The sequence below is a fragment of the Streptococcus nidrosiense genome (assembly GCF_042140045.1).
Lineage (GTDB): Bacteria > Bacillota > Bacilli > Lactobacillales > Streptococcaceae > Streptococcus > Streptococcus nidrosiense.
The window spans coordinates 792,829-816,932 of sequence record NZ_CP152419.1 but is presented as its reverse complement, the minus strand read 5'-3'; the positions used below and the strand labels follow the sequence as shown (position 1 = coordinate 816,932).

The window sequence follows — 24,104 nt, the reverse complement described above, 5'->3', positions numbered from 1 at the left end:
ATATCTTATCTCCCTTCTTTATATTTTGGTAAACTGACACGTGTGAAAAATCCATCGCGACTTTCAAATTGAAGCTGGCCTCCTAGAATTGAAATACGCTCCATCATCTGTTTGAGTCCATAGCCATAAGTTAAGGTTTCAAACCCAACTCCATTATCTTGCAAAGCGATCAAATAATTCTCTTTATCCTCAAAAAAATGGAGTTTTAGCTGGCTGGCGTGACCGTGGCGAACCGCATTGGTCATAGACTCTTGAATCACACGAAAGATCGTATCTTCAATCATGACATCCATATCGACATCTACCCATTCATAGTTTAGATCAACTTGTAAGTTGGAAAGAATTTGATACTCGCGGATGGTCTTTTCTAAAGCATCTTTGAGAGTTCGTCCCTCAAGGGCTCCCGGACGAAGACGATTAAGAGAACCTCTCACATCTTGGATCCCTTCGCGGACAACTTCTGACACATTTTTTACCTGTTCTTTTGCCCGATTTGGGTCGATATCAATCAAGACCCCAACAGCATCTAAACCTGCTGAGATTCCTGTTAGTGCGTGCCCCAAAGTATCGTGAATCTCACGAGCAATCCGCTTACGCTCCCGATCCTCTGCAATCTTCTCAGACAGGGCCATATAATTGTTCAACTCCGTATTAACCTTGGACACCATGGCCAATTCTTCCTCTACTTCGTGGTTCTCCGCAAGGACGTTCATAATATAAAACAAAAGTGAAATAATGAAGAGTACCATATTCGAGGCATATAGGGAATTCTTTAAGAAAAAGGCCAGAATGCGAATAGATTCAGGATAAAAATGAATATAGACATCTAAGGACGGAATCGGGAAGAAAAGCGAAAAGACATCTGAATTTGTCACAAGGAGCATCAAAAAGCTCACTAGGATAAAGGCAAACCAATACTTCCGATCTCTCTTGGTATTCAACTCTTTGGAACCATAGAAGATATCCGCAAAAACCAAGAGAATGAGCCCGTTATAAGCTACATTTTGAACCCACATCAGAAGCAGCATCAGGAGAATCTCCAGAATATTCCTCTTATCAAAAATAGACCATCGACTCGTTTGAGGCCGATATCGACTCATCGATATCAAAGCAATCCCAGCAAACAAAACTGCAGACAACCAAAAAGTCGTAGATGGAGCAAAGGGAATACGCTCTAGACGCTCTAATAATAGAGAGGCTTGGCGTTGAGCTATGATATAGTTGGTTGCTTGAAGATAGATAATACTGTTTAGCATGACAGCGATAAAATTGACGACCATAAGAATGGCCAAACTGTATCGAACACCTCTAAACTTTCTCATTACTGCCACCCATTCACATCAAACTGATCAATGTTTTCCTTTGTCATCATTTCAACTGGAATGCTCACCTCTTTGGTATAGCTCTTCCCTTCTGCAATATCTTGAATGACCTCCATCACGCGGTCTCCCATCTTCAAAGGAGACTGAGCAACGGTCCCCACAACATCATCCGTCGAGTGCAACAAAGATTTCATATCTGGTGAACCATCGATTCCATAAATCGCAATGGGGTAAGTTATTCCTTGCTCCTTAATTGCAGCCAGAGCCCCTATAGCTGAGCGGTCATTTAAGGCAACCAAGGTATCAATTTCAACCCCTGATTGTAAAAAATTCTGGACAGCCGGCATGGCGATTTCCGTTTGCCCCTTGGTTTCTAGTTCCGATACAATCTGATAAGAACTGTGCCCCTCTATAGTGTCTTTAAAGCCCTGAATCCGCGTATCTGCTGAAACAGTCCCCTTATGTTCCAAAAGGAGGACTCGAGCACTAGAAGAACGTTTCATCAACTCTTTAGCAATCAATACTCCCGCTTGGTAGTTATCGGATACAATACTTGCATCTGGCTTAAAATTCTTCAGTTGGGTATCGACCGCAATGATTTTAATTCCTTGTTTTCTAGCTTTTTCAAGAGCAGTTAAAATTGACTGGCTATCCCCCTTGACCGGATTGATCACTATCATATCAACTTTTTGAGCACAAAAATCATCAATCTGTTGGCTCTGTCTTTCTTCATCCAATTCTGGATCTCGGACGTAAACAAGAGCTCCTCTTTCATCGGCAATTCGACTAATTTCCGAATGAATACTTTTATAGAACCCATTGTTCATGGTCATATAGGTGACACCAATTTTAGTCTGATCCTTGATGCCACTTGTTTGACAACGGCCGAAAACCCATAAGAGAACACAGACCACTGGAATCAGCAGTAATAGACGCTTTATCAGCCATTTCAACAATTCTATTTTCTCTTTATTTTTCGTCAAATTTCATTCCTTTTCTGAAAATTTTGAATATATATTACTTTATTCTACTACTTTTTCAAAAAAAGTGCTTGATTTTATTGTACAAGTGCATTTATTCGACCCATCTTAAAAAGTAATTTCCGAACAATACCATAAAAACAATAGAAAAAAGCCGGTCTATAGGTGAACCAGCTCTTCTATTTGATTGATATTAAAATGGAAGTTCCTCTTCTTCCAAGACCAAATCTGCCAAGTCTTGACCTGCATTATTTTCACGCATAGCACGTTGGGCACGACTTTCTAAGAGTTGGAAACCTGTACAGAGAACTTCTGTTACATAGTTGGTCTGGCCATTCTTCTCAAACTTACGGGTACGAAGTTCCCCATCCACAGAAATGAGACTACCCTTGCTTCCATAACTAGCCAAGGTTTCAGCCAATTTGCCCCAGACCACAATATTGATGAAGTCTGCTTCACGTTCTCCGTTTTGGTCTTTGTAACGACGGTTCACTGCGATAGTTGCTCGTGCAACGGACTTATCATTGTTGGTTTTGTGCAATTCTGGTGTAGACGTCAAGCGTCCAATCATAATAACTTTATTATACATTTTTTCATCCTCCTACTTATCTATTCGAAGGAAATCAAAAAAAGTTACAACATTTGTAACTTTTTTAAATAATGTTAATCTCTATGAATCATAAACCCAGTGGCTTGTTGATTGGCCATGATGGTCATATCTGTGATTTGCACACGACGAGGTTGGCTGGTCACATAAACTACAGCATCTGCGATGTCTTGTGCCTGCAAGGCTTCGAGTCCCTGATAGACCGTCGCCGCCCGTTCCTCATCTCCATGGAAACGGACCTTAGAAAAGTCAGTCTCTACAATACCAGGCTGAATGGTTGTCACCTTGATATCAGTCGCAATGGTATCAATCCGTAGTCCATCTGAAAAGGTTTTGACTGCAGCCTTGGTTGCTGAATAGACTGCTGCACCAGCGTAAGCGTAAATACCTGCGGTTGAACCCATATTAATGATATGGCCTTGATTTGCAGTCACCATAGAAGGCAAGAGACAACGAGTAACAGCCATCAGGCCCTTGACATTGGTATCCAGCATGGTCAGCATATCCCACTCTTCATAATCCTGATAGGGAGCTAAGCCTAAAGCAAGTCCAGCGTTATTGACCAATATATCAATCTGACCCACAGTTTTTAGAATATCTGAACAGACAGTCTTAACCATGCGCATATCCGTAACATCTAAAGGAAAGGTCCAAACTTTTTGATTTAGAAAGATTTCTGCGAACTCAGTTTTGAGAGCTTCAAGTCTTTCTGTTCGACGTCCTGTGAGAACAATATTCTCACCTTTTTCTAGATAGGCACGCGCAATAGCTTCACCAATACCTGATGTTGCACCTGTTATCACAACATTTTTTGCCATCTTACTTTCTCCTATCTAACTTAACAAATTTAAGCTGTCCAGTGTTTTGCTGGGTCAAATGGAGTTCCAACAACTTGGTCTTCGGACAATTCAATGACACCACGTTTTTGTGGAGCATTTGGCAAATGCAATTCACGAGGACTACACATCATGCCAAAACTCTTTTCACCACGAAGTTCCCCTGGGAAAATGAGATTGCCTTTTGGCATCATAGCTCCTGGAAGAGCTACAATGGTTTTCAAACCAAGACGCGCATTTGGAGCACCTGCCACGATTTGTACTGTTTTGTCATTCCCAACAGCAACTTGACAGATGTTCAAGTGATCACTATCTGGATGTGCCACCATCTCTACAATTTCTCCAACCACAAATTTCGGTTCCTTGTCATTGATAATCTCTTCGGTAAAATCTTGAGCTTGCAATTCTTGGTTCAAATGAGCTACTTGGTCGTCTGTCAAGAATACTTGGCCACGTTCCTCAATTTCGAATAAGCTAGAAACTTCAAAAATATTCCAAGCAACAGTTTCACCTGTTTCCTTTAGGAAAACACGCGCCACATTGCCTTTACGTTCAACATCTAGTTTGGCATCGCCACTGTTTTTCACGATGACCATAAGGACATCACCAACATGTTCTTTGTTATATGTAAAAATCATTCTTTCTTTTCTCCTATTTTAATCCTGCTAAAAAGTCGTTAATTTGTGCCTTGGTTTTACGGTCACGATTGACAAAGCGCCCAATCTCCTTGTCCTTGTCTAAAACAACAAGACTTGGAATCCCGTAAACATCCCAAAGTTTAGCTAGTTCCATGTACTCATCACGGTCTACTCGTATAAAGGTAAACTCTGGATTTGATTCTTCAATCTCTGGCAAAGCAGGGTAGATATAACGACAATCGCCACACCAATCCGCAATAAAAAGGAAGACCTTCTTGCCATCCTGTTCAACTAGATTAGCTAGTTCTTCCAAACTATGAGGATTTATCATAAGATTTCCTCCTCATAGATGAGAGCATCATCATCATAGACAAAGGTATAGTGACGACCATCCTCAAAAATGACACCACCAACGAGACGCTCTAAGCTACTTTCGTAGACTTGGACATAGAGAGTCGCAATTTCACCCATCTCTGAAAAGGAGTCACGCACAATAGCGGTCAACTCTTCCTGCGTTTTCATGAGTTTATGGTCATCAGCTACTTTCTTAGCTCCAAAAGCAAGTGCTCCGAGGCCTACTAATGCCAAACCTGTTTTAATGATATTTTTCGTTTTCATGCTAACATTGTAACACAAAAAGATAAGTAGGACAAATCGTGAATGCTATTTTCGTTTGAACTATATGTACCTCATTTCAAGAAATATTGACTCCTATCTCCTCCTATGGTACAACACCTCAAAGTAATGATTTACTTATCCATAAAATTCTAAGGAGACTCTATATGAACAAAGAAAGTTATTTTGACGGTGGATTACTCAGCTTTATTGGACACTCGATTGTCGCTTTTTTCATCATCGCCTTAACTCTAGGAATTGCCACACCTTGGACCGTTTGTTTTATGCAAGATTGGAAAATCCGGCATACTGTCATCGATGGTCAGCGTTTATACTTTGATGGAACTGGCGCCCAGTTATTTGGAAATTGGATCAAATGGTTCTTACTGACGATTATCACTCTTGGAATCTATTCATTTTGGTTAAAAATAAAAACAGAACAATGGATTACCAAGCATACCCATCATATGTAAAAAGTGCGGTTTATAGACCACACTTTTTTTATAGCTCTTAATAATGTCTCTCACCAAATAAACCTTCCGGCAATTCATGGAACCCCTTGCCTGCCTTGAAGTTTTCAAATTTGCCTAGCAAGAACTGGTAGGCATCCAAGCGGCTTTCATAGCGAATCATGGCATCTTTAGCCCGCTCATCTTGATCTTCTTCATAGACCTTTTGGCTTTCCTTGAGCGCCATATCATTAATCATGATTTGGGTATTAACCCAGGCTTCAAATTCCTTCATAAATTCTTGTTCGTAACTCATTGTTTCTCCTTATTCTATTCCTCGATAATAATCTGTATCAATCTCACGGTAAGGCTGGATATCCTGAACATACTCCAATACACCTTGAAATTCTCCATTTTCATCGTGTACAGCAGCATAAGTGATATGAACAAACTTGCCCCGTGATTCTGACTTGAACCACATCTCGTACTTGTCTTTTTTCCCTTCACGAAGACCTTGCATAATGGTTTTTACCTTATCCAAATACTTGGGCGGATGACATATTTCGACATTGCGCCCGACTTGAGACGGTGTCCGCTTGAAAATCATCTCATCTGCTGGCGTATTGTCATTGTAATACTGGAAGATATCATCCTTATTAACAAAGGTAATCTCCATAGGCAAATGATTAAGGATAAGATTAGCTTGTTCAACTGAAAGATAGCCATTTCCAAAAGCCTGCTGACTATTTCGGTCCATCACTGCTTCCTTTTCCTTAGGTGTAAAGGTGATAGTAAACTGACCCTCTGGCGTATCAATCACTTGTTGAACCTGTCCATCTACAGTTTCTGGCTGAGTTGGTTCTTCTACACTTTTTTCCTCAACAAAACTTTGACGTTCAGGAACCCATTTCTCAGACGGACGGATGATCGCATAGCCATAAGCATCACTTTCCTCTGCAATCTGAATCCAGTCATCCTGGGTGAAGGATTCGAGCAGAATCATGAGGAGGATGGACTCTTCCTTGAAAATCATACTCTCAAATTCAGTCGCAAAAGCTTCAAAAGCTTCCTTTACGGCGGAAATTGGCACTTCTGGGAGCGACTTAGTTGCCGCTAAAGCTGTTTGAAAGAGTTCCCTAATCTGGTCATCGACTCCCCACATGACTTTTGGAGGCGAATCATGTCCATAACGCTCCATGATAGGAAAGAAGAGTTCTTCCTTACGCTGGTAGTGACGGTCGAACTGACCTACAAGCCCCATCTGACGAACCAACCCCTTACGCATCTCTGCAAGCATTTCCTCGTCTTCCATAGACTCATATGTGTCTAACAATCTTCGAACACGAATCAAGGCAGCACGGAGGGCTAGATTTTCATCCTTAAAAACACGTACAGGATGACCTGGATGCTCGGTATCTTCAACTTCGACACCCTTAACAGCATTCTTAAAGAGATTAGCATGCACATCACAGAGCTCCATGACGTCTTCAAATGTCACACCTGAGTCAGAGTTCATCAACTCGTGCTCCATGAGAGAAATCTCGATAGCTGATACACCTGTAAAGGTTGCATCAAAGCGTTCCTGAACGGATTCAGGGGAGGCTCCATTATGCAATTCTAATAAAATATCCCGTAGGATATGAATACGTTCATCTGCCATTAGTCTATTCCAATCACTTCGTAACCATTTGCTTCAAGTGTGCGCACAATCTTATCCATAGGAGTTCCCTCCAGTTTAGACCCCTGTTTGAGCGATACTTTTCGTCCGACTGTATTTCGCATCAAAGGATTTGCAAGAGGTTTAAAACCGAGTTCTACTAGGATATCTAAAACTTCTGGATGCTTGTCCACAACTTCCGCAACAGGAATAGATACATCAATGATATTGTCCATCATAACCTCCATCATATTCTCTAACAGTTTTTTCTTTTTTATTATACCACAAGGGCAAAGATTAAAAAACTAGCAGTAGAAGACTTGCTAGTTTATTTCGTATAATTTCATTATTTCCAATTATATAGACTTTTCCTAGTAAAACCTCAAAGTCTTATCCTTACCATGATCATCAGAGAAGTTTGAAAAACCAATCTATGATCTTGAAAAGAATCTTATAAAACAGTAATTGGAAGGCGAAAGAGATTAGAAACCAGAGAATTTTTATCAAACCAACAATTGGTGTTATAAAAAGAAGAGTGAAGAACCTCCAAAAAGATTTCATTCTTTATCCTCCGGCTTCATCAACCAAGTAGCTGTATCCATAAGCTTATCTACGAGAAATAATTTTCCCAAACTAACGACTGTGTTTTCATCTTTTTTTATGGTTTCTGCAACTTTTAAAGCTTGCCTTGTTAGAAGATAATTACCGTAGGTTTTGGCCAGTACTGTTATGATCCCCATGTCAATCTCCTTCTATGATTTCCACTTCTTTTCGGATAGTGGCAACATCTCTTTGATATTGTGCTTCATCGTAGTTAATCAATTTGGACAATTCTTTTTGCAATCTTTCTCCCATGGGTTTCATGGTCGCAAAGGTTAAGCCACCTGATAGGACTCCACCTAAGATAGGAATAACTTTCCCCATCCCCTTAGCCAATCCTCCCTTGGTCAGATTCACTCCAAAGATTTTCAGAACTTTTTCCAAAATTGGATACCAAAGAGTCTTTGTTAAAGCCTTTTTATTCACGATTTTCATCACTTGCTTAGCAACTGTAACACCACCAGAACGAAGGAGAGCTCCCGCACCATTTACTCCCAACATCACTCCCAGATAGAGCAAGAGGGTATTTTTAGCTTCTTCGCTCAGCTCATTTCGCGAAGCCCAGAGATCATCATAGCCGTAAATATAGCCTAGCTCCTGAGCTAGTTTCAGTGAAAATGCGTAAAACTGGGCTACATCTGTCGGAATTGTAACGGCCATGGCAATACCTCCAGGTAATCCAGCCAAAACAGATGTCCCACTTGCTAACAATACATTATCTCTAATACAGGTATTGGCCACTCGATCTAAGGTTTCCTGAGGTAATAAAGCTGTCGGCCCTTCATCCAATAATCTAGGAATATCCTTTGAAGCCACTTCCTTAGAGAATTTGTCCATTAAAAATTTTGACCGGTTCACTTTAACGACAGGAAGTTTTACTACCTGTTGCAACACTTGCATCGCCACATCTTCTTTAGCCATCTCTATCTCCATTTTTCATTCATATCAAGCTTTATCTTATCATATTTATGGAATAAATGATATTTTCAAGATTTATTTTATTTTCTGAATTTCTACTCATCTAATCTGACTAGACAATGACCGACTTATAGCCACAAAAAAGAGGGTTGCCCCTCTTTCTGCTTAATGTTTATCCAGATTGCGTAGCATCTCGTCAATCTTGTTTCCATATTCGATGGATTCGTCTTTGACGAAAGTTAAGTCTGGAATTTTGTACAATTTCAAATTGCGACCAAGTTCACGTTTGATAGTACCAGTTGCTTTTTCAAGTCCGACTTGAGCTTTTTGATTATCTGAAGCCAGGTTACTCAAAATAGTGTAGTAGACCTTAGCAACAGACAAGTCACCTAGCATCTGAACATCAGTGATAGTCACACCTTGGACACGTGGATCACGGACTTTCTTTTGCAAAATCTCGTTGACTTCGCGCTTGATCTCCATGCCCACACGATCCGTACGGAAATGATTTGCCATATTTCTTCCTTTCTCTCAATTGAACCAAAAGCTAGGCCAGCAGACCTAGCTTTTCTTGAGTTATTGATAACCATTTCAATTTGAAATGAATTTCAGTTTGAAACTACTTGCTTCTTTCGCCGTAGTGAAAGTTATGGAACTGCATTAGCGGTTTCATAACAGGGGATTTTTGAGACATTAGGCTCAAAAATAAGCAATGAAACCATGGGTTTGCTTGCGTCCTTCGCCACTTAAGAAAGGAGCAAAAAATTATCTCTTGATTTCTTCCATGATATAGGCTTCAATCACATCATCCATCTGGATATCATTGTAGCCGTCAATCATGAGACCACCTTCACGGCCGTTTGTAACTTCTTTAACGTCATCTTTATAGTGTTTCAAGCTAGCTAGAGCACCATCGTAAATAACAACACCATCACGGATAACACGGACTTTAGAGTCACGGGTAACTTTACCGCTGGTAACCATGAATCCTCCGATTGTTCCCACTTTAGATACCTTGAAGGTTTCTCGGATGATCGCTTCACCAATAATTTTTTCTTTAAATTCTGGGTCAAGCATCCCTTTCATGGCTTCTTCCATCTCTTCAATTACCTTGTAGATGATGCTGTGGAGACGGATTTCTACATCGTCAGCTTCTGCTTGTTGACGAGCTTGTGGTGTAGGACGTACGTTGAAACCAACGATAAAGGCATTTGAAGCCTCGGCAAGAGTCACGTCAGATTCATTGATAGCACCAACTGCTGAGTGAACAATGGTTACTTTAACGCCTTCCACATCAATCTTTTGAAGTGATGCAGAGAGAGCTTCAACAGAACCTTGTACGTCGGCTTTGATGATGACATTAACTGACTTGAGTTCTCCTGCTTTAAGGGTATCAAAGAGGTTTTCAAGGCTAACACGTTGAGTAGCTTGACGTTGCTTCATAAGAGCACGTTTGGCACGTTCTTCACCAGCTGCACGCGCAGATTTTTCATCTTCGTAAACAGCAAAGTGGTCACCCGCCATTGGCGCTTCGTTCAAACCAGTGATCGATACTGGTGTTGATGGACCTGCGACCTTCACACGACGTCCGAGGTCGTTGGTCATAGCACGGACACGTCCGAAAGTATTACCAACAACGATTGGGTCTTGGACATTCAAGGTACCTTGTTGAACAAGGAGGGTCGCAACTGCACCTTTTCCTTTATCCAAACGAGCCTCAATAACAGTACCAATGGCACGAACTGTTGGATCTGCTTTGAGTTCTTGGATTTCAGCCACAAGTAGAACAGTTTCCAAGAGTTCATCGATATTTTGGTTGAATTTAGCTGAGATTTCTACAAACTCAGAATCGCCACCCCAAGCTGTTGACATAACACCATGTTCAGCCAATTCACCGATAACACGTTCTGGATTAGCACCTGGTTTATCAATCTTGTTAATGGCAACGATGATTGGAACATTCGCCGCTTTTGAGTGGTTAATGGCTTCGATAGTTTGAGGCATTACCCCGTCATCTGCCGCTACGACCAAGATGGTAATATCGGTAACAGAGGCACCACGCGCACGCATAGAGGTAAAGGCTGCGTGTCCTGGTGTATCAAGGAAGGTAATCTTCTTACCATTTTCCTCAATCTGATAGGCACCGATATGCTGAGTGATACCACCGGCTTCACCTGTTGCAACACGAGAATTACGAAGGGTATCCAAAAGGGTTGTTTTACCATGGTCAACGTGTCCCATGATCGTTACAACCGGTGGACGCTCTACGAGTTCATCTTCATTGAGATAACCCTCTTCAGCAAAGAAACGTTCGATATCAGCATTGTCGACTTCAACCTTTTGTTTCGCATCAATACCGTAATCTACCATGAGGAGTTCGATTGTTTCACCGTCCAAGGACTGGTTTTGTGTCGCCATCACACCCATCATGAAGAGTTTCTTAACAATTTCAGCTGGTTCGCGTTTGATACGTTTTGCGATTTCCGCAACGGTCATACCATCTGTATATTCAAATTCTGTTGGCAATTCATGGAACTTACGCTCTGTAACAGGTTTTGGTGCCTGATTACGGTTATTTTTGTTATTGCCTTTTTTATTCTTTTTGTTATTGTTCCAGTTACTATTTCTTTGATTTCTCACTTGATTTTGACTACTTCGATTCTTTTGTTGTTTTCTAGGACCATCTTCTTCGTGATCGTAATCATCACGATCTTTGTCTGGTCGGGCTTGTTTCTTACGACGTGTATCCACTACAGGTTCTTTAGCTGCAGGAGCAACTTCAACCACTGGTTGAACTGGCTGCGCTTGTTCAGCTAACTTAGCAGCTTCTTCAAAGATTTCCTCAGGTTCCTTGCGTTTGTTTGCTTGGGCCAAGGCTTCTTTGGCAGCTTGAGTTTGCTTGAAGCGTTCCTCACTTGAACGAGCATATTCTGCATTTTGCTCTGCCTTTAGAGCAGCTGCACGGGCTTTGAAGTCAATGCGTGGTCCAGCCTGATTTGGACGTTTGTCCTCTTGCTGACGACGATCATTCCCACGATTTTGCTGACCTTGTTGTTTTTTACCTTGATCATTGAATCGACGGTTGTCACGATTGCCTTGACCTTGTTTACCACCATTACGGTTATCATTTTTTTGACGATTCCCATTTTGTTGATGGTCACGGTTATTGCCCTTGTTTTGTTTGCGTCGCTCTGCTTGCTCTTTTGCACGTGCTTCACGCTCAGCCTTAAAGTTTCGACTCTGCGGTTTTACTGGTACCACTTTTTCTTCTTTAGGGGCAACAGCTGCTGCTGGTTTTGCCTCTTCCTTAGTGACAACTGGTTTTGGAGCCACAGGTTTCGATTCTACCTTTGGAGCAGGAGCAGGTTTAAAACTTGCTACGATTTTTGAAGCAGCTGCTTCCTCCACACTTGATGAGTGGCTTTTTACATCCAAGCCCAACTCTTTTGCACGCGCTACAACTTCTTTACTTTCTTTTCCAAGTTCTTTTGCGATTTCGTACAATCTTTTCTTAGACAAATCATGTCCTCCTCTTCTATTCCATAAGAGACCTCATTTTCTTTGTAAATCCAGCATCTGTCACAGCCAAAACTTTTCTTGATTTTCCGACTGCTATGCTTAATTCCAGTGTTGAAAACACGGTAATAACTTCTACTTGATAATAATGACTTTTATCCTGAATCTTCTTGGTCAGATTGGGACCAGCATCATGGGCGAGAAATACCAGTTTTACTTTCTGGTCTTGGATAGCCTTGACGACCATTTCTTCACCCGAGATGATTTTCCCTGCTCTCTGAGCAAGACCCAAGAGATTGGCAATCTTTTGTTTATTCAAGTCCTAACTCTCTTCTTTTCACTTTGTGATCGACATAGGCAATCAACTCGTCATAAAAGCTTTCTTCAACTTCCATACTAAAGCTACGGTTAAAGACTTTTTTCTTTTTGGCCTCAAGGGCTTCTGCATTGTCTAGCTTGATATAAGCGCCACGACCATTAGCCTTGCCTGTCGGATCGATAAAGACTTGTCCTTCCTTGTTCTTGACAATGCGGAGCAAATCACGCTTATCAATCACTTCATTAGACACAACAGACTTGCGCAAAGGGATTTTTCTAGTTTTCATCTTTCCCTCCTCTAGCAGCTTTTATTCTTCGACCAATTCGTCTGTTTCTACCTGGTCAGCTTGTTCTGCTGCTTCCATGGCTTCAAACTCACTTGCAGACTTGATATCAATACGGTAGCCTGTCAAATGAGCTGCCAAACGAACGTTTTGTCCACGACGACCAATCGCAAGAGAAAGCTTGTTATCTGGCACAACGACCAAGGCACGTTTGCTGTCGTTTTCATCAAAGATAACTTGGTCAACTTCAGCAGGAGCGATAGCGTTGTAGATAAATTCAGCTGGATCTGCTACCCATTCGATAACGTCGATGTTTTCTTCGATTGGAACCATACGGTCGCTCTTGGCATCGTAGCGAGCTGGGTGGAATTTGCTAGTGATTTTCTTGATGTTAGCACCACCACGTCCGACGATTGTCCCGATCGCATCCACGTTTGGATTGTGGCTACGAACAGCAACCTTTGTACGGTCACCTGCTTCACGAGCCACGCTCATGATCTCAACTGTTCCGTCATAAACTTCAGGAATTTCTTGTTCCATCAAGCGTTTGATCATTTCTGGGTGGCTACGACTTACAAAGACATTCACACCACGAGGATTGTCTTCAACCTTGTAGACATAAACTTCGATACGATCGTGAGAAGCAAAGACTTCTCCAGGAATTTGGTCTTGTTTTGACAATTGAGCTTCGATGCTGCCAAGGTTGACATAGATAAAGCGATTGTCGAAGCGCTCCACTGTACCTGACATGATTTCTTGCTCATGCTCTTTGTAAGTGTTGTAGGTGATAGCACGTGTTTGCTTGCGCATTTTTTCCATGATGGTTTGTTTGGCAGACTGAGCTGCTACACGACCAAACTCACCTGGTGCTTCTTCAAATTTAATCTTGTCCCCAAGCTCGTAAGCTGAGTTAATGGCAAGAGCATCTTTCAAGCTGATTTCCAAACGGCTATCAAATACTTCATCAACAACTTCACGAACAGTATAAACTGTAAAGTCACCTGTTTTTTCGTTGAAATCAATGGCTACACTGTCAGACTGCCCATAGCGTCTGCGATAGGCTGAACGAAGTGATTCCACCACTGCATCAATGATGTCTTCTTTTTTGATTCCCTTGTCTTCTTCCAAAATGCGGAAGGCCTCTAGCATTTCTTTACTCATCTTCTATTCACTTTTGAATCTTCAAAAGCTTCCTTTCTTTTACTATAATTTTACTGCTAAACGTGCTTTTGATACCAAACTGTATGGGATTTGGACTGTTTTCTTACGAGTCTTGTCCATATATTCCATAGTCAACTCATCCTCTTCAAAGGCTAGCAAGGTTCCTTCAAAGACCTTTTGCTTATCGATGGCTTGGTAAAGTCCAACATGGATGTATTTCCCAACTGCTCCAGCGACTGCTTCCTTGGTTTTCAAAGGACGCTCCAAGCCTGGACTGGTGATCTCTAGGAAATATTGTTCTGGGAAGGGATCTGGCTTGATAGTATCTAGGACAGGACTGATAATCTCTGTCAAGTCCGCTGTGTCGTTCAAGGTAATTCCCTCTGGTTTATCTACAAAAATACTAAGAATCATGTCACTGCCAATCTTTCCGTACTCGATATCAACGAGTTCAAAGGGAGCTTCAATGACAGGTTCTACGACTTCTCTGACTAATTCTACGATAGTTGCGATTGCGTCCACCTCCTCATAAGCAAGAGGCGAAGATATTTCCCCGCCTCACTTTCTCATATTCTTACTTACAGTATAGCACTTTTGACTACTTATGTAAAGTATAAGCACTCAGAAGGCTTGATTTTAAGCTTGTTCTTAAAATTCTGCCTCAACTCGGTAGATGACCTGACCCTTACTTGAGAATTTTTCTTCATATTCTGTCATGACATTGCCTTCAAAGTCGCTGGCATGCAAGTCCAACCAAACTCCATTGAGCTTCATGCCGTATTGAGAAAAACTCACTAGGCTATATTCAAATAAGCCACGGTTATCTGTCTTGAAATGAATCTCACCGTGTTCAGGCAAGATACGCTTGAAGGTATCCAAGAAACTCTTATAAGTTAGACGACGCTTTTCATGGCGCTTTTTAGGCCACGGATCTGAAAAGTTTAGGTACAAGCGATCAATCTCACCATCTTCAAAGTAGTCGGTCAAATCAGAACCATCAACCCACAACAACTTAATATTGGGTACAGCGACTTCCAAGACCTTGTCCAAGGCATAACTCAAAACAGACTTTTGAATATCAATCCCGATATAGTTGATATTAGGGTTTTGCTTGGCCATACCTGACACAAAGGCTCCCTTACCACTACCAACCTCAACATGGATAGGATTGTCATTTCCAAAGAGGTCTCGCCATTTTCCTTTGGCTTCTAAAGGATTTAAGACAACATACTGAGGATTAGCCTCTAGTAATTCTGTTGCCCCTTTACGATTTCTAACTCTCATCTCTTCTTTCCATACTTGTCACGGAAGATGCGCAAGGCATAAATCTCCCGATTGACATTTTCTAGATCTTCATTTGTATAATATTTGGCAATCTGGCTCAAGAAGGATAACTGAGCATACCAAAATAGTTTGTTGATGACTGTTTGGTTGTATTTGTAACCGTAATAAGTCAACCACTCTTTCCACTGATAGTCTGGAATATAGTGACATAGCATATGCGCTACATCAAACATGCGATCCGTTAAACGAACGGAATCCCAATCCACTAAATAAACAAGACCGCTCTCTGTCTCAATCCAATTACTATGTCGTACATCTCCATGAACGATCGTTGCATAATCTTCCCTAAAGTTTGGCAAACTTCCTCGCAAATCCTCTACTACCATTCTTAGATATTGATTGTTCTTCAAGGATTCTGGAGCATCTTTTAACCAAGCCTGAAGCAAGTCAAAAGGCGTTTCTAAAGAATAGCCCAAACGAGTCAATTGCGTCATCAAAGGACGCGAACGATGCAAGCGGCTCAAAATATTGATAATCTGCTTGCGATTCATATCATAAGGGGTCAAAATTTTACCATTCAACCATTCTTGGGCACACATATCACGCCCATCCGATAAACGGCGAGTCCATAATAATTGAGGAGCGATTTGTTCCTTGGCTAAACCAGGTAGGATTGGAGAGGTGTTCATTTTAATAAAGACGCGCTTCCCATCAGGGTAGCTTCCCATATAAGCTTTTCCGCTTTTCCCAGGTATAGGGGTCAGCGTTAGCTCAATATCACCCAAGTCCATTTCTTTCCTCCGTATAAAGTTTCCTTACTATTCTACTAGTTTTTAGGCTATTCGTCAACCAGTCCAGACTCGATTCTCAAATAAAAGCCCTTTATCCAATCTTGTTAAAAGAAAAAGCCAAGCAGAGAGATCTACCTAGCCTTGGTATTTCAATTTTTTCTTAGTAAATCGCCCCCCAAAAATCTGCACTTATACTCAATGAAAATCAAAGAGCAAACTAGGAAGCTAGCCACAGGTTGCTCAAAACACCGTTTTGAGGTTGTGGATAGAACTGACGAAGTCAGCTCAAAATACTGTTTTGAGGTTGCAGATGGAATCTGACGTGGTTTGAAGAGATTTTAGATGAGTATAAGTCTCTACGGACCAACCATTCTCTTGTAGAAAATAAAAGAAGCTGAGACAGACTGAACTCAACTTCTTTTTTAGTATTATATAAGCAATGTTAGTCCTGCATCTGGCGTTTCACCTGATATGGCAGGTAAAGTACTTGTAAAACCAAACCAGCACCTAGTAAGGCTAGAAGGGCTAGTTTTTCTTGGAGGGTAATCAACCCAACTACCAGCTGAACCAATAAAACAAAACCAGTCAATCCTCGGACAACTGCCTGTAACCCTTTTTCCTTTTGTCCCTTGTCTAGCGGGAAAAGTTGGGTCAAATATTGGTAATCAAAGGCATGATAGAGAGCCAATAACTGAAAGAGTAAGAGATAGTTAAATAAAACCACTACTGCTGTTGCTATCCAAGCTTGCTCGATAAAGATAAACGCCAGCAAGGATAGGAAGAGGAGACGAAGACTGAGGGCAAAGAGATCTCCATTTCGCAAATAAGAACGAAGATAGAGGTTCTGCCAAATCTTGCTCGGCACCTTCTGAACAACTTTAAGGATAAAGTCTAGATAAGCTCGTCTCTTGACGCTGTTTGAAATCCCCTTAACTTGGGTAAAGAGGGCAAAAAAGCGAAGCAAGAACTGCTTGCGTTTACTTTCTTGGGCAATCACATAGTCCCAGTCCAGATGATTTGCACTAAAAAACTTGCCAGCCTTTTTCTGAAACAGGAAATATTTTCCGACTCCCAAAAGAAGAACATAAATCCCAAAAACTCCTAAGCCTAAGCCCATGGCTAAAAATAGAGGGGCAAAAAGAAGCAAAAAGAGAGTCTGTACACTGACCCAAAAGATGAAGGAAACTAGGCTTTGCTTCTGGATATGTTCTCTTACTTCTTCTTCAGCTACTAAGAGAAAGAGCTTATCAGGTGCTTCCACATAGGTCGCGATTCCACCCCAAAGCATGAGTAAAACAGAGACAATTCCAATTAAACATAGGATTGGTAGGTGATTCTCAGGAAAATGCTGGAGCAGTTGACTATACTGATAGGCTAGAAAACCTACCAAGACCAGTAAAAACAAGACAAAGTGGTCATTGAGTACATAGCGCAGATAACCAAGACACTCCTTACGAAAAGCCTGCTTTCGCTTTAGAAACAAGTCTTTCATCGGTCCTCCTCTTTGGTCAAAGCCAAATAGATATCATTGAGACTTGCTTGAGGCATGGCAAAAGCTTGTCTCAACTCTTCAAGATCCCCTTTAGCTCTCACTTGTCCTTTGTGAAGAATAACAAAAGAATCACACATTTTTTCAGCAGAGTCAAGAACGTGGGTACTCATGAGGATAGACTTGCCTTTTTTCTTTTCAAGATCCAAAAGCTGAATCAAGTCTGAAATTGCCAAGGGATCAAGACCAAGGAAAGGTTCATCGACGATAAAGAGACTCGGATCCACGACAAAGGCACAGATAATCATGACCTTCTGCTTCATCCCTTTTGAAAAATGAACTGGGAACCAGTCTAATTTCTGATCCAAACGGAACATTTTTAAAAGCGATTCTACACGTTCAAAAGCTAGATTTCGCTCAATACCATAGGCCATAGCAACCGTCTCGATATGTTCTCTGAGAGTCAATTCCTCGTACAAACTAGGAGTTTCAGGAATATAACCAATCTGCTGACGATATTCACGAGGATTAGCACCTAAGGTTAGCCCGTCGATGTTTATTTCTCCACTATAAGGTGTCAACAAACCAATAATTTCATTGATGGTCGTTGATTTTCCTGCACCATTGAGACCGATCAAACCGACCAACTGTCCACTCTCGACTGTAAAGGACACATCTTTCAAGACAGGAACATGAACATAGCCCCCAGTCAGGTTTTTAATTTCTAACATATTTTCTCCAAATCTGGTATAATGTAGCTATATTATATCAAAATTCAATACAGTAGAGGTAGATTTTATGTCAGATTGCATTTTTTGTAAAATTATCGCAGGGGAGATTCCCGCATCAAAGGTTTACGAAGATGATCAAGTTCTTGCCTTCCTTGATATCTCACAAGTAACACCTGGTCACACCTTGGTCGTACCAAAAGAACACTACCGCAATCTTTTAGAAATGGATGCTGCAAGTGCTAGCCAACTTTTCGCCCAAGTACCAAAGATCGCTCAAAAAGTCATGAAAGCTACCAAAGCTGAAGGTATGAATATCATCGCCAACTGTGAAGAAGTTGCTGGACAAACGGTTTTCCATACCCATGTCCACCTCGTTCCTCGCTATAGTGCAGATGACGACCTAAATATTGACTTTATCGTACATGAACCAGACTTCGACAAACTTGCTCAAGTCGCTGAAACAATCAAAAACGCTTAAGGAGTCACTATGAAACTATCAAATTTACTACTTTTTGCAGGCTCTGCAGTCGGTTCATACCTCCTCGTTAAGAATCGCCAAGCTATCACTGAAGAAGTTCTAGATACTACTGATCGTGTTGAAGCCATTAAGGATGACTTAGTTATCATCCAAGATAGCCTGCAAATTATCGACCAACAAAAAGAACTCATCAAGGAATATCAAAAAGATTTGACCTATAAGTTTAAAGTCTTTGAAAAAGACCTTCAAGCAAGACTTAGTGTGATAAAAGAATTACAAGAAACTGAAGAAAACTAAGGAGAGGAAAACTCCAACTTTCCTTATTTCCCTTTTAAATCCATTTTGGGTTAGCAGATCCTAACAGACCAGGGAGGGCATGAAAATGAAACAGTTTTTTAAAGTTTTGACGCGGATCATCCTGATTATTTGTGGTGGCCTCTGCCTTCTTGTAGCCCTGGCATTTCTAATACTGGCCAATCTGTTCAAGGCCTCACCTGGTGATATTCGAGAAGGAAATGAGGCCTTAAAACAAATCTTTATCTCCCTTGACTTACCTCCTGAAAAAGTAGAATCAAATGGAAGCTATCAATTCGAGGGTGGGGGCCTAGATTTTTATGTGACATTCTCTGATGATGTCGTCAATAGCCACCCAGTTCTAAAAGAAAGCCCAAACCTTACTAAAAACCGACTCAAAGTCTATGTCCTAAACACAGGAGATATTTCCTACCATTCAGTAGAGGACAACTTATTCAATCATGGTTTATCCCAATTTTTAGAGGAGGAAGGCGAGAAGTATTTCCGAGAAAACGGAAAGAAATCACATTCTTCTTACACAATTCTAACTTTGAATGATCCAGAAAGCATGAAAAAGGGAATCGCGTTCTATGAGAAAGCTTTGACCTTAGTGGATATTCAGGATAATTCGGCGATTAAGCGCATTGATACCGTCACCGTTAAGCCTGGCAAGGAATCAGAACTCAAGCAACTCATCCAGGACATGGATGAGGCTGTCTTACTCACTCAAAAATATCAATAGTAAACCAGTTGGAGATTCTTTCTCCCATGCTAAAAGTCCAAAGATTGCACGAAAAAAGAGCCCGAAGGCTCTTTTTACTTTATGCTTTATTCTCCTTCAAAGGCATCTTTAATATGGTCAAAGAAGCCTTTTTTCTTTGGATTGACTTTTAGATCACCTGCAGCTGCGAATTCTTTCAAGGCTGCTTTTTGTCGTTCGTTCAAGCCTGTTGGAGTCACGACATTGACAGTCACATATTGGTCACCAAGGGCACCACCACGAAGGCTAGGCGCACCTTTACCACGTAGACGGAATCGTTTACCAGTCTGAGTTCCTTCTGGAATGACTAATTCTACATCACCATGAACTGTAGGGATGTCTACTGTATCACCAAGTGCTGCTTGAACAAAATTGAGGTTCAAATTGTAGAAGATAGTGGTTCCTTCACGTTCAAACTTATCACTAGCTTCAACTGAAACCACCACGTACAAGTCACCATATGGTCCACCGTTAAATCCTGCTTCACCTTGACCAGCTAGGCGGATCTGTTGACCTGTTTCCACACCAGCAGGGATTTTTACGTGTACGCTATGGGCTTGTTTTTCATGACCAGTTCCATGACAGGTTGTACATGGATCTTTGATTTCTTGACCACGGCCATGACAGACATCACAGGTTACTTGGCGACGCATCATACCGAGAGGTGTTTGGGTATCAACATTGATCACACCTGAACCATGACAGCGTCCACAAGTAACTGGACTTGTTCCAGGTTTAGCGCCAGACCCATTACAAGTACGACAGCTTGCTTCACGATTGTATTTGACTTCCTTTTCTGTACCAAAAATAGCTTCTTCAAAAGTCAAATGAACGCGATACTGGAGGTCGTCACCTTGACGAGGGGCGTTTGGATTACGTGATGCACCGCCACCACCAAAAAAGCTTGAGAAGATATCTTCAAATCCGCCAAAGCCACCTGCTCCGTCGAAGCCTCCGAAACCGCCAGCACCACCAAAACCACCATTGGCACCAGCAGCACCGTATTGGTCATAGGCAGCACGTTTCTGTTCATCGCTCAAAGTTTCATAAGCTTCTTGAACTTCCTTGTACTTGTCCTCAGCACCAGGATCCTTGTTGATATCTGGGTGATATTTTTTAGATAATTTCCGATAGGCTTTCTTGATCTCATCTTGAGATGCATTTTTCGAAACGCCCAAACGGTCGTAAAATTCAGTATTGTTCATACAAGATACTAAGAGCGAACAGAAAGCGACTGAAATTTAGGAAACCGACAAGAAATTCTGATTTCTTAGGAGGTTTATCTAATTTCCAAGCTTTCCGCTCGGGTTCAATTCCCCGAACACTCTTTGTTCCTTTCTATTGATGTTGTAAATCAAACCTCGATGTAGGTCGGGTTCAATTCCTTTCTTTTATATTGAGTAAGAAACTTCAGAGCTTGGCTACAATTTCCCAAACACTCTTTGTTCCTTTCTATAATTTTTATGTAAATCTTTAGAGAGTGTTTTCTATACTTCGCTTCACTTGATCAAACTCTTCATCTGATAGAGTAAATATCAAATCCTCTTCAGAGTACTCGTTTTTTTCTTTAAAATAGTTGCCCGTATTTTCTGCCAAACCTAGACTAAGAATTACTCTTCTTGCAAACTCTTGATGCGCAAAACCGATTGCCGTAATGATTTGTTTATCTTGCACAAGAACTTTCGGTTGGAAATTCTCACGTGGAAGAAATTCAAAATAGTCAAAGAAGTTTTGCCAAATTCCACCTGTAAATTTCGTGTCCTTCAACAAGCCTGCTTTGGCTAATAAAAGGGGGGCTGAAGAAATGGCTGCAATTAAGACATCTTGCTCACCAAGCTCCCTCAAAAACGATATCAATTTTTCATCCTGTAGAGCAGGTCCAATGTTAATCATTCCTGGCAAAATCACACAAGAATACTCTTCTATACGGATTTGATCCAATGTTTTGGTCGGTTGACAAGGTAAGCCATCCTCAGATATAACTATCGAATGTTCTGAAGCCACATAATCAATTGTTACGCCAAAAGATAAAGCTAAAGTACTTGTTAAAGTGGTTATCTCATAAAGAGAAAAATTAGGATAAATGATACAAAGTACTTTTTTCATACGCAACATCCTCTATTTTACCGAAAAACAGAGGCTGGGTTGCAACCTCTGGATTTCTTCCTATCATTACGACGTTCTAAAACAAAGTCGATTATACTTTGTTTTAGAACTAGTAAGGCGTTTAGGCAAGTCGCCATAGCGATTGCCGTAGAATGACAATCACTTTAGTGATTAGTCATTCTTAACGAGTTAGGCTTAATTGAGTTTCGGATTAAAGGAATCCTAAAATCTCGGAACCTTTCTTTATTTCAGGAGGTTCTGCTAAAACAATCCACTGGATTGTTTTACTTTTCAGTAAACTCTCCGTCTACGACGTCATCGCCTGCGTTTCCTGTTGCTTGTGCGCCTTCTGCTCCTGCTTGAGCTTGTTGCGCTGCTGCGGCTTGTTCGTAGAGTTTAACCGCAAGTCCTTGAGCTTTTTCGTTCAAGGCTTCAAGTTTTGCTTTCATGTCGTCCAAGTTGTTGTCTTCTTGAGCTTTCTTAAGATCATCAAGGGCAGCTTGTGCAGCATCACGTTCTGCATCGAAGCCTTTGCCTTCAGTTTCTTTGATTGTCTTTTCAGTCGCAAAGATAGCTTGGTCTACTTCGTTACGAAGGTCTACTTCTTCTTTACGTTTCTTATCTGCTTCAGCATTTGCTTCTGCATCTTTCATCATACGGTCGATTTCTTCATCTGTTAAACCTGAGTTAGATTGGATCACAATTGTTTGTTCTTTTTGAGTTCCAAGGTCTTTAGCCTTAACAGATACGATACCGTTCTTGTCAATATCAAATGTTACTTCGATTTGTGGGATTCCACGAGGTGCAGCTGGGATATCAGTCAATTGGAAGCGCCCAAGAGTCTTGTTATCTGCTGCCATTGGGCGTTCACCTTGAAGAACGTGGATATCAACGGCTGGTTGGTTGTCTGCTGCAGTTGAGAAGACTTGTGATTTAGATGTTGGAATTGTAGTGTTGCGGTCGATGAGTTTTGTGAAGACTCCACCCATTGTTTCGATACCAAGTGACAATGGTGTTACGTCAAGAAGGACAACGTCTTTCACATCACCAGTGATGACACCACCTTGGATTGCAGCTCCCATAGCAACTACTTCATCAGGGTTAACTGATTTGTTTGGTTCTTTACCAGTTTCAGCTTTAACAGCTTCAACAACGGCAGGGATACGAGTTGAACCACCGACAAGGATCACTTCGTCGATTTCTGACAAGCTCAAACCTGCATCTGAAAGGGCTTGGCGAACTGGAACTTTTGTACGTTCTACAAGGTCACGAGTCAAATCGTCAAATTTAGCACGAGTCAAGGTCATTTCTAAGTGAAGAGGTCCAGCTTCACCAGCAGTGATAAATGGCAAGCTGATTTGAGTTGAAGTCACTCCAGAAAGGTCTTTCTTAGCTTTTTCAGCTGCGTCTTTCAAACGTTGAAGAGCCATCTTGTCAGCTGACAAGTCGATGCCGTTTTCTTTCTTGAATTCTGCTACCAAGTGGTCGATGATTTTTTGGTCAAAGTCGTCACCACCGAGTTTGTTATCCCCTGCAGTTGCCAATACGTCAAAGACACCATCACCCAATTCAAGAATAGATACGTCGAATGTACCACCACCAAGGTCGAATACCAAGATTTTTTCTTCTTTATCTGTCTTGTCCAAACCGTAAGCAAGAGCTGCTGCAGTTGGTTCGTTGACGATACGTTCTACTTCAAGGCCAGCGATTTTACCAGCGTCTTTAGTTGCTTGACGTTGAGCATCGTTAAAGTAAGCTGGAACTGTGATAACAGCCTTGGTTACTTTTTCACCAAGGTATTCTTCAGCGTAACCTTTCAAGTATTGAAGGATCATAGCTGAGATTTCTTGTGGTGTGTATTCTTTGCCGTTAGCAGAAACTTTTGCAGAAGTACCCATCTTAGATTTGATAGAGATGACTGTATCTGGGTTTGTGACTGCTTGACGTTTTGCAGCGTCACCAACGATGATTTCACCGTTTTTGAATGACACAACAGATGGAGTTGTGCGGTTTCCTTCTGGGTTTGCGATGATTTTGCTTTCTGTTCCTTCAAGAACTGCAACTGCTGAGTTTGTTGTACCTAAGTCAATACCGATAATTTTAGACATGTGTTTTTCTCCTTAAATTTATCTTCTTTTTTTCTTTTTGATATTTCCCCTTAAGTGGTGGGGACGTGAGCAACTCCCTTCGGGATTTCATCACTTATTTTTGAGCCTACTGTCTCAAAAATCCCCTGTTTCAGTAGTACAAGCTACTGAAACTTTCACCAC

30 protein-coding genes are annotated in these 24,104 nt (G+C 41.3%); 5 read left to right on the top strand and 25 right to left on the bottom strand.

The genetic code is table 11. The features are described from left to right. Positions 1–5 precede the first annotated feature (5 nt). From AAFQ93_RS03930 to AAFQ93_RS03900, 7 genes are all read right to left on the bottom strand, one after another. Entirely contained in the window at positions 6–1,322 is a 1,317-nt protein-coding gene (locus AAFQ93_RS03930; protein ID WP_049527044.1) for a sensor histidine kinase, read from the bottom strand. Then, complete coding sequence (locus AAFQ93_RS03925; protein WP_000164670.1) at positions 1,322–2,305, bottom strand: substrate-binding domain-containing protein; 984 nt, start codon at positions 2,303–2,305, stop codon at positions 1,322–1,324. Before AAFQ93_RS03925 ends, AAFQ93_RS03930 begins: the two co-directional genes overlap by 1 nt. Positions 2,306–2,495: 190 nt before the next feature. Continuing rightward, a complete protein-coding gene (locus AAFQ93_RS03920) occupies positions 2,496–2,891 on the bottom strand; it encodes a single-stranded DNA-binding protein (RefSeq protein ID WP_000282453.1) in 396 nt (131 codons plus the stop codon). A 74-nt stretch (positions 2,892–2,965) separates the two neighbouring features. Continuing rightward, the gene (locus AAFQ93_RS03915; protein WP_375555672.1) at positions 2,966–3,727 is read right to left on the bottom strand and encodes an SDR family NAD(P)-dependent oxidoreductase; all 762 of its coding nucleotides are present in this window, start codon (positions 3,725–3,727) and stop codon (positions 2,966–2,968) included. A 29-nt stretch (positions 3,728–3,756) separates the two neighbouring features. Next, positions 3,757–4,383, bottom strand: a complete 627-nt coding sequence (ytpR, locus tag AAFQ93_RS03910) for a YtpR family tRNA-binding protein (RefSeq protein WP_373094313.1) — start codon at positions 4,381–4,383, stop codon at positions 3,757–3,759. A 13-nt stretch (positions 4,384–4,396) separates the two neighbouring features. Beyond that, positions 4,397–4,714: a thioredoxin family protein gene (locus AAFQ93_RS03905; RefSeq protein WP_375555671.1), complete on the bottom strand. Its 318-nt coding sequence runs from the start codon at positions 4,712–4,714 to the stop codon at positions 4,397–4,399. After that, entirely contained in the window at positions 4,711–5,001 is a 291-nt protein-coding gene (locus tag AAFQ93_RS03900) for a DUF4651 domain-containing protein (protein WP_373094309.1), read from the bottom strand. The genes AAFQ93_RS03905 and AAFQ93_RS03900 overlap by 4 nt, the downstream gene beginning before the upstream one ends. Before the next feature lie 164 nt (positions 5,002–5,165). Between AAFQ93_RS03900 and AAFQ93_RS03895 the strand changes: the two genes are divergently transcribed. Continuing rightward, positions 5,166–5,471 (top strand): DUF898 family protein, encoded by a 306-nt coding sequence (locus AAFQ93_RS03895; protein WP_375555670.1) that lies wholly within the window; start codon positions 5,166–5,168, stop codon positions 5,469–5,471. A gap of 37 nt (positions 5,472–5,508) precedes the next feature. Here the strand turns inward: AAFQ93_RS03895 and AAFQ93_RS03890 are convergent, their stop codons facing one another. From AAFQ93_RS03890 to ccrZ, 13 genes are all read right to left on the bottom strand, one after another. Continuing rightward, entirely contained in the window at positions 5,509–5,763 is a 255-nt protein-coding gene (locus AAFQ93_RS03890) for a DUF1912 family protein (protein ID WP_061862687.1), read from the bottom strand. Positions 5,764–5,772: 9 nt separating this feature from the next. After that, entirely contained in the window at positions 5,773–7,107 is a 1,335-nt protein-coding gene (locus AAFQ93_RS03885) for a DUF438 domain-containing protein (RefSeq protein WP_375555669.1), read from the bottom strand. After that, complete coding sequence (locus tag AAFQ93_RS03880; RefSeq protein WP_000368731.1) at positions 7,107–7,340, bottom strand: DUF1858 domain-containing protein; 234 nt, start codon at positions 7,338–7,340, stop codon at positions 7,107–7,109. Before AAFQ93_RS03880 ends, AAFQ93_RS03885 begins: the two co-directional genes overlap by 1 nt. 321 nt (positions 7,341–7,661) lie before the next feature. Next, positions 7,662–7,844: a hypothetical protein gene (locus AAFQ93_RS03875; RefSeq protein WP_049504271.1), complete on the bottom strand. Its 183-nt coding sequence runs from the start codon at positions 7,842–7,844 to the stop codon at positions 7,662–7,664. A 1-nt stretch (position 7,845) separates the two neighbouring features. Further along, complete coding sequence (locus AAFQ93_RS03870) at positions 7,846–8,625, bottom strand: hypothetical protein (RefSeq protein WP_375555668.1); 780 nt, start codon at positions 8,623–8,625, stop codon at positions 7,846–7,848. Positions 8,626–8,787: 162 nt separating this feature from the next. Continuing rightward, positions 8,788–9,138 carry a 30S ribosome-binding factor RbfA gene (gene rbfA, locus AAFQ93_RS03865; protein WP_075227613.1) on the bottom strand — a complete coding sequence of 117 codons (351 nt, stop codon included), beginning with the start codon at positions 9,136–9,138 and terminating at the stop codon, positions 8,788–8,790. Positions 9,139–9,387: 249 nt separating this feature from the next. Next, positions 9,388–12,141, bottom strand: coding sequence for a translation initiation factor IF-2 (gene infB, locus AAFQ93_RS03860; protein ID WP_375555667.1), 2,754 nt, complete (start codon positions 12,139–12,141; stop codon positions 9,388–9,390). 16 nt (positions 12,142–12,157) lie between these two features. After that, positions 12,158–12,457: a YlxQ-related RNA-binding protein gene (locus AAFQ93_RS03855; RefSeq protein WP_223140590.1), complete on the bottom strand. Its 300-nt coding sequence runs from the start codon at positions 12,455–12,457 to the stop codon at positions 12,158–12,160. Continuing rightward, entirely contained in the window at positions 12,450–12,743 is a 294-nt protein-coding gene (rnpM, locus tag AAFQ93_RS03850) for an RNase P modulator RnpM (RefSeq protein WP_000857562.1), read from the bottom strand. Before rnpM ends, AAFQ93_RS03855 begins: the two co-directional genes overlap by 8 nt. Before the next feature lie 21 nt (positions 12,744–12,764). Next, positions 12,765–13,901: a transcription termination factor NusA gene (gene nusA, locus AAFQ93_RS03845; protein ID WP_000032287.1), complete on the bottom strand. Its 1,137-nt coding sequence runs from the start codon at positions 13,899–13,901 to the stop codon at positions 12,765–12,767. A gap of 42 nt (positions 13,902–13,943) precedes the next feature. Next, on the bottom strand, positions 13,944–14,423 hold the full coding sequence (gene rimP / locus AAFQ93_RS03840; RefSeq protein ID WP_000338687.1) for a ribosome maturation factor RimP: 480 nt from the start codon (positions 14,421–14,423) through the stop codon (positions 13,944–13,946). A gap of 126 nt (positions 14,424–14,549) precedes the next feature. Beyond that, the gene (gene trmB / locus AAFQ93_RS03835) at positions 14,550–15,185 is read right to left on the bottom strand and encodes a tRNA (guanosine(46)-N7)-methyltransferase TrmB (RefSeq protein ID WP_049508543.1); all 636 of its coding nucleotides are present in this window, start codon (positions 15,183–15,185) and stop codon (positions 14,550–14,552) included. Next, positions 15,182–15,976 carry a cell cycle regulator CcrZ gene (gene ccrZ, locus AAFQ93_RS03830; RefSeq protein ID WP_000362994.1) on the bottom strand — a complete coding sequence of 265 codons (795 nt, stop codon included), beginning with the start codon at positions 15,974–15,976 and terminating at the stop codon, positions 15,182–15,184. The genes trmB and ccrZ overlap by 4 nt, the downstream gene beginning before the upstream one ends. Before the next feature lie 198 nt (positions 15,977–16,174). On the opposite strand from ccrZ, the gene AAFQ93_RS03825 reads away from it, so the two are divergent. Beyond that, complete coding sequence (locus AAFQ93_RS03825) at positions 16,175–16,297, top strand: hypothetical protein (RefSeq protein ID WP_375555666.1); 123 nt, start codon at positions 16,175–16,177, stop codon at positions 16,295–16,297. Between the two features lie 121 nt (positions 16,298–16,418). On the opposite strand, the gene AAFQ93_RS03820 is transcribed toward AAFQ93_RS03825, so the two are convergent. Both AAFQ93_RS03820 and AAFQ93_RS03815 read right to left on the bottom strand, forming a co-directional pair. Further along, a complete protein-coding gene (locus AAFQ93_RS03820) occupies positions 16,419–17,468 on the bottom strand; it encodes an ABC transporter permease (RefSeq protein ID WP_375555665.1) in 1,050 nt (349 codons plus the stop codon). Continuing rightward, on the bottom strand, positions 17,465–18,196 hold the full coding sequence (locus tag AAFQ93_RS03815; RefSeq protein ID WP_070460224.1) for an ABC transporter ATP-binding protein: 732 nt from the start codon (positions 18,194–18,196) through the stop codon (positions 17,465–17,467). Before AAFQ93_RS03815 ends, AAFQ93_RS03820 begins: the two co-directional genes overlap by 4 nt. Before the next feature lie 67 nt (positions 18,197–18,263). Between AAFQ93_RS03815 and AAFQ93_RS03810 the strand changes: the two genes are divergently transcribed. From AAFQ93_RS03810 to AAFQ93_RS03800, 3 genes are all read left to right on the top strand, one after another. Then, a complete protein-coding gene (locus AAFQ93_RS03810) occupies positions 18,264–18,674 on the top strand; it encodes an HIT family protein (RefSeq protein WP_375555664.1) in 411 nt (136 codons plus the stop codon). A 9-nt stretch (positions 18,675–18,683) separates the two neighbouring features. Further along, entirely contained in the window at positions 18,684–18,971 is a 288-nt protein-coding gene (locus AAFQ93_RS03805) for a hypothetical protein (protein WP_375555663.1), read from the top strand. Between the two features lie 85 nt (positions 18,972–19,056). After that, the gene (locus AAFQ93_RS03800; protein WP_375555662.1) at positions 19,057–19,710 is read left to right on the top strand and encodes a hypothetical protein; all 654 of its coding nucleotides are present in this window, start codon (positions 19,057–19,059) and stop codon (positions 19,708–19,710) included. A gap of 86 nt (positions 19,711–19,796) precedes the next feature. On the opposite strand, the gene dnaJ is transcribed toward AAFQ93_RS03800, so the two are convergent. The 3 genes from dnaJ to dnaK form a co-directional block, all read right to left on the bottom strand. Beyond that, positions 19,797–20,933, bottom strand: a complete 1,137-nt coding sequence (dnaJ, locus tag AAFQ93_RS03795; RefSeq protein ID WP_049504307.1) for a molecular chaperone DnaJ — start codon at positions 20,931–20,933, stop codon at positions 19,797–19,799. A gap of 268 nt (positions 20,934–21,201) precedes the next feature. Further along, positions 21,202–21,834: a DJ-1/PfpI family protein gene (locus tag AAFQ93_RS03790; RefSeq protein WP_223140576.1), complete on the bottom strand. Its 633-nt coding sequence runs from the start codon at positions 21,832–21,834 to the stop codon at positions 21,202–21,204. A gap of 284 nt (positions 21,835–22,118) precedes the next feature. Beyond that, the gene (dnaK, locus tag AAFQ93_RS03785; RefSeq protein WP_075227631.1) at positions 22,119–23,942 is read right to left on the bottom strand and encodes a molecular chaperone DnaK; all 1,824 of its coding nucleotides are present in this window, start codon (positions 23,940–23,942) and stop codon (positions 22,119–22,121) included. Between the last annotated feature and the right edge of the window lie 162 nt (positions 23,943–24,104).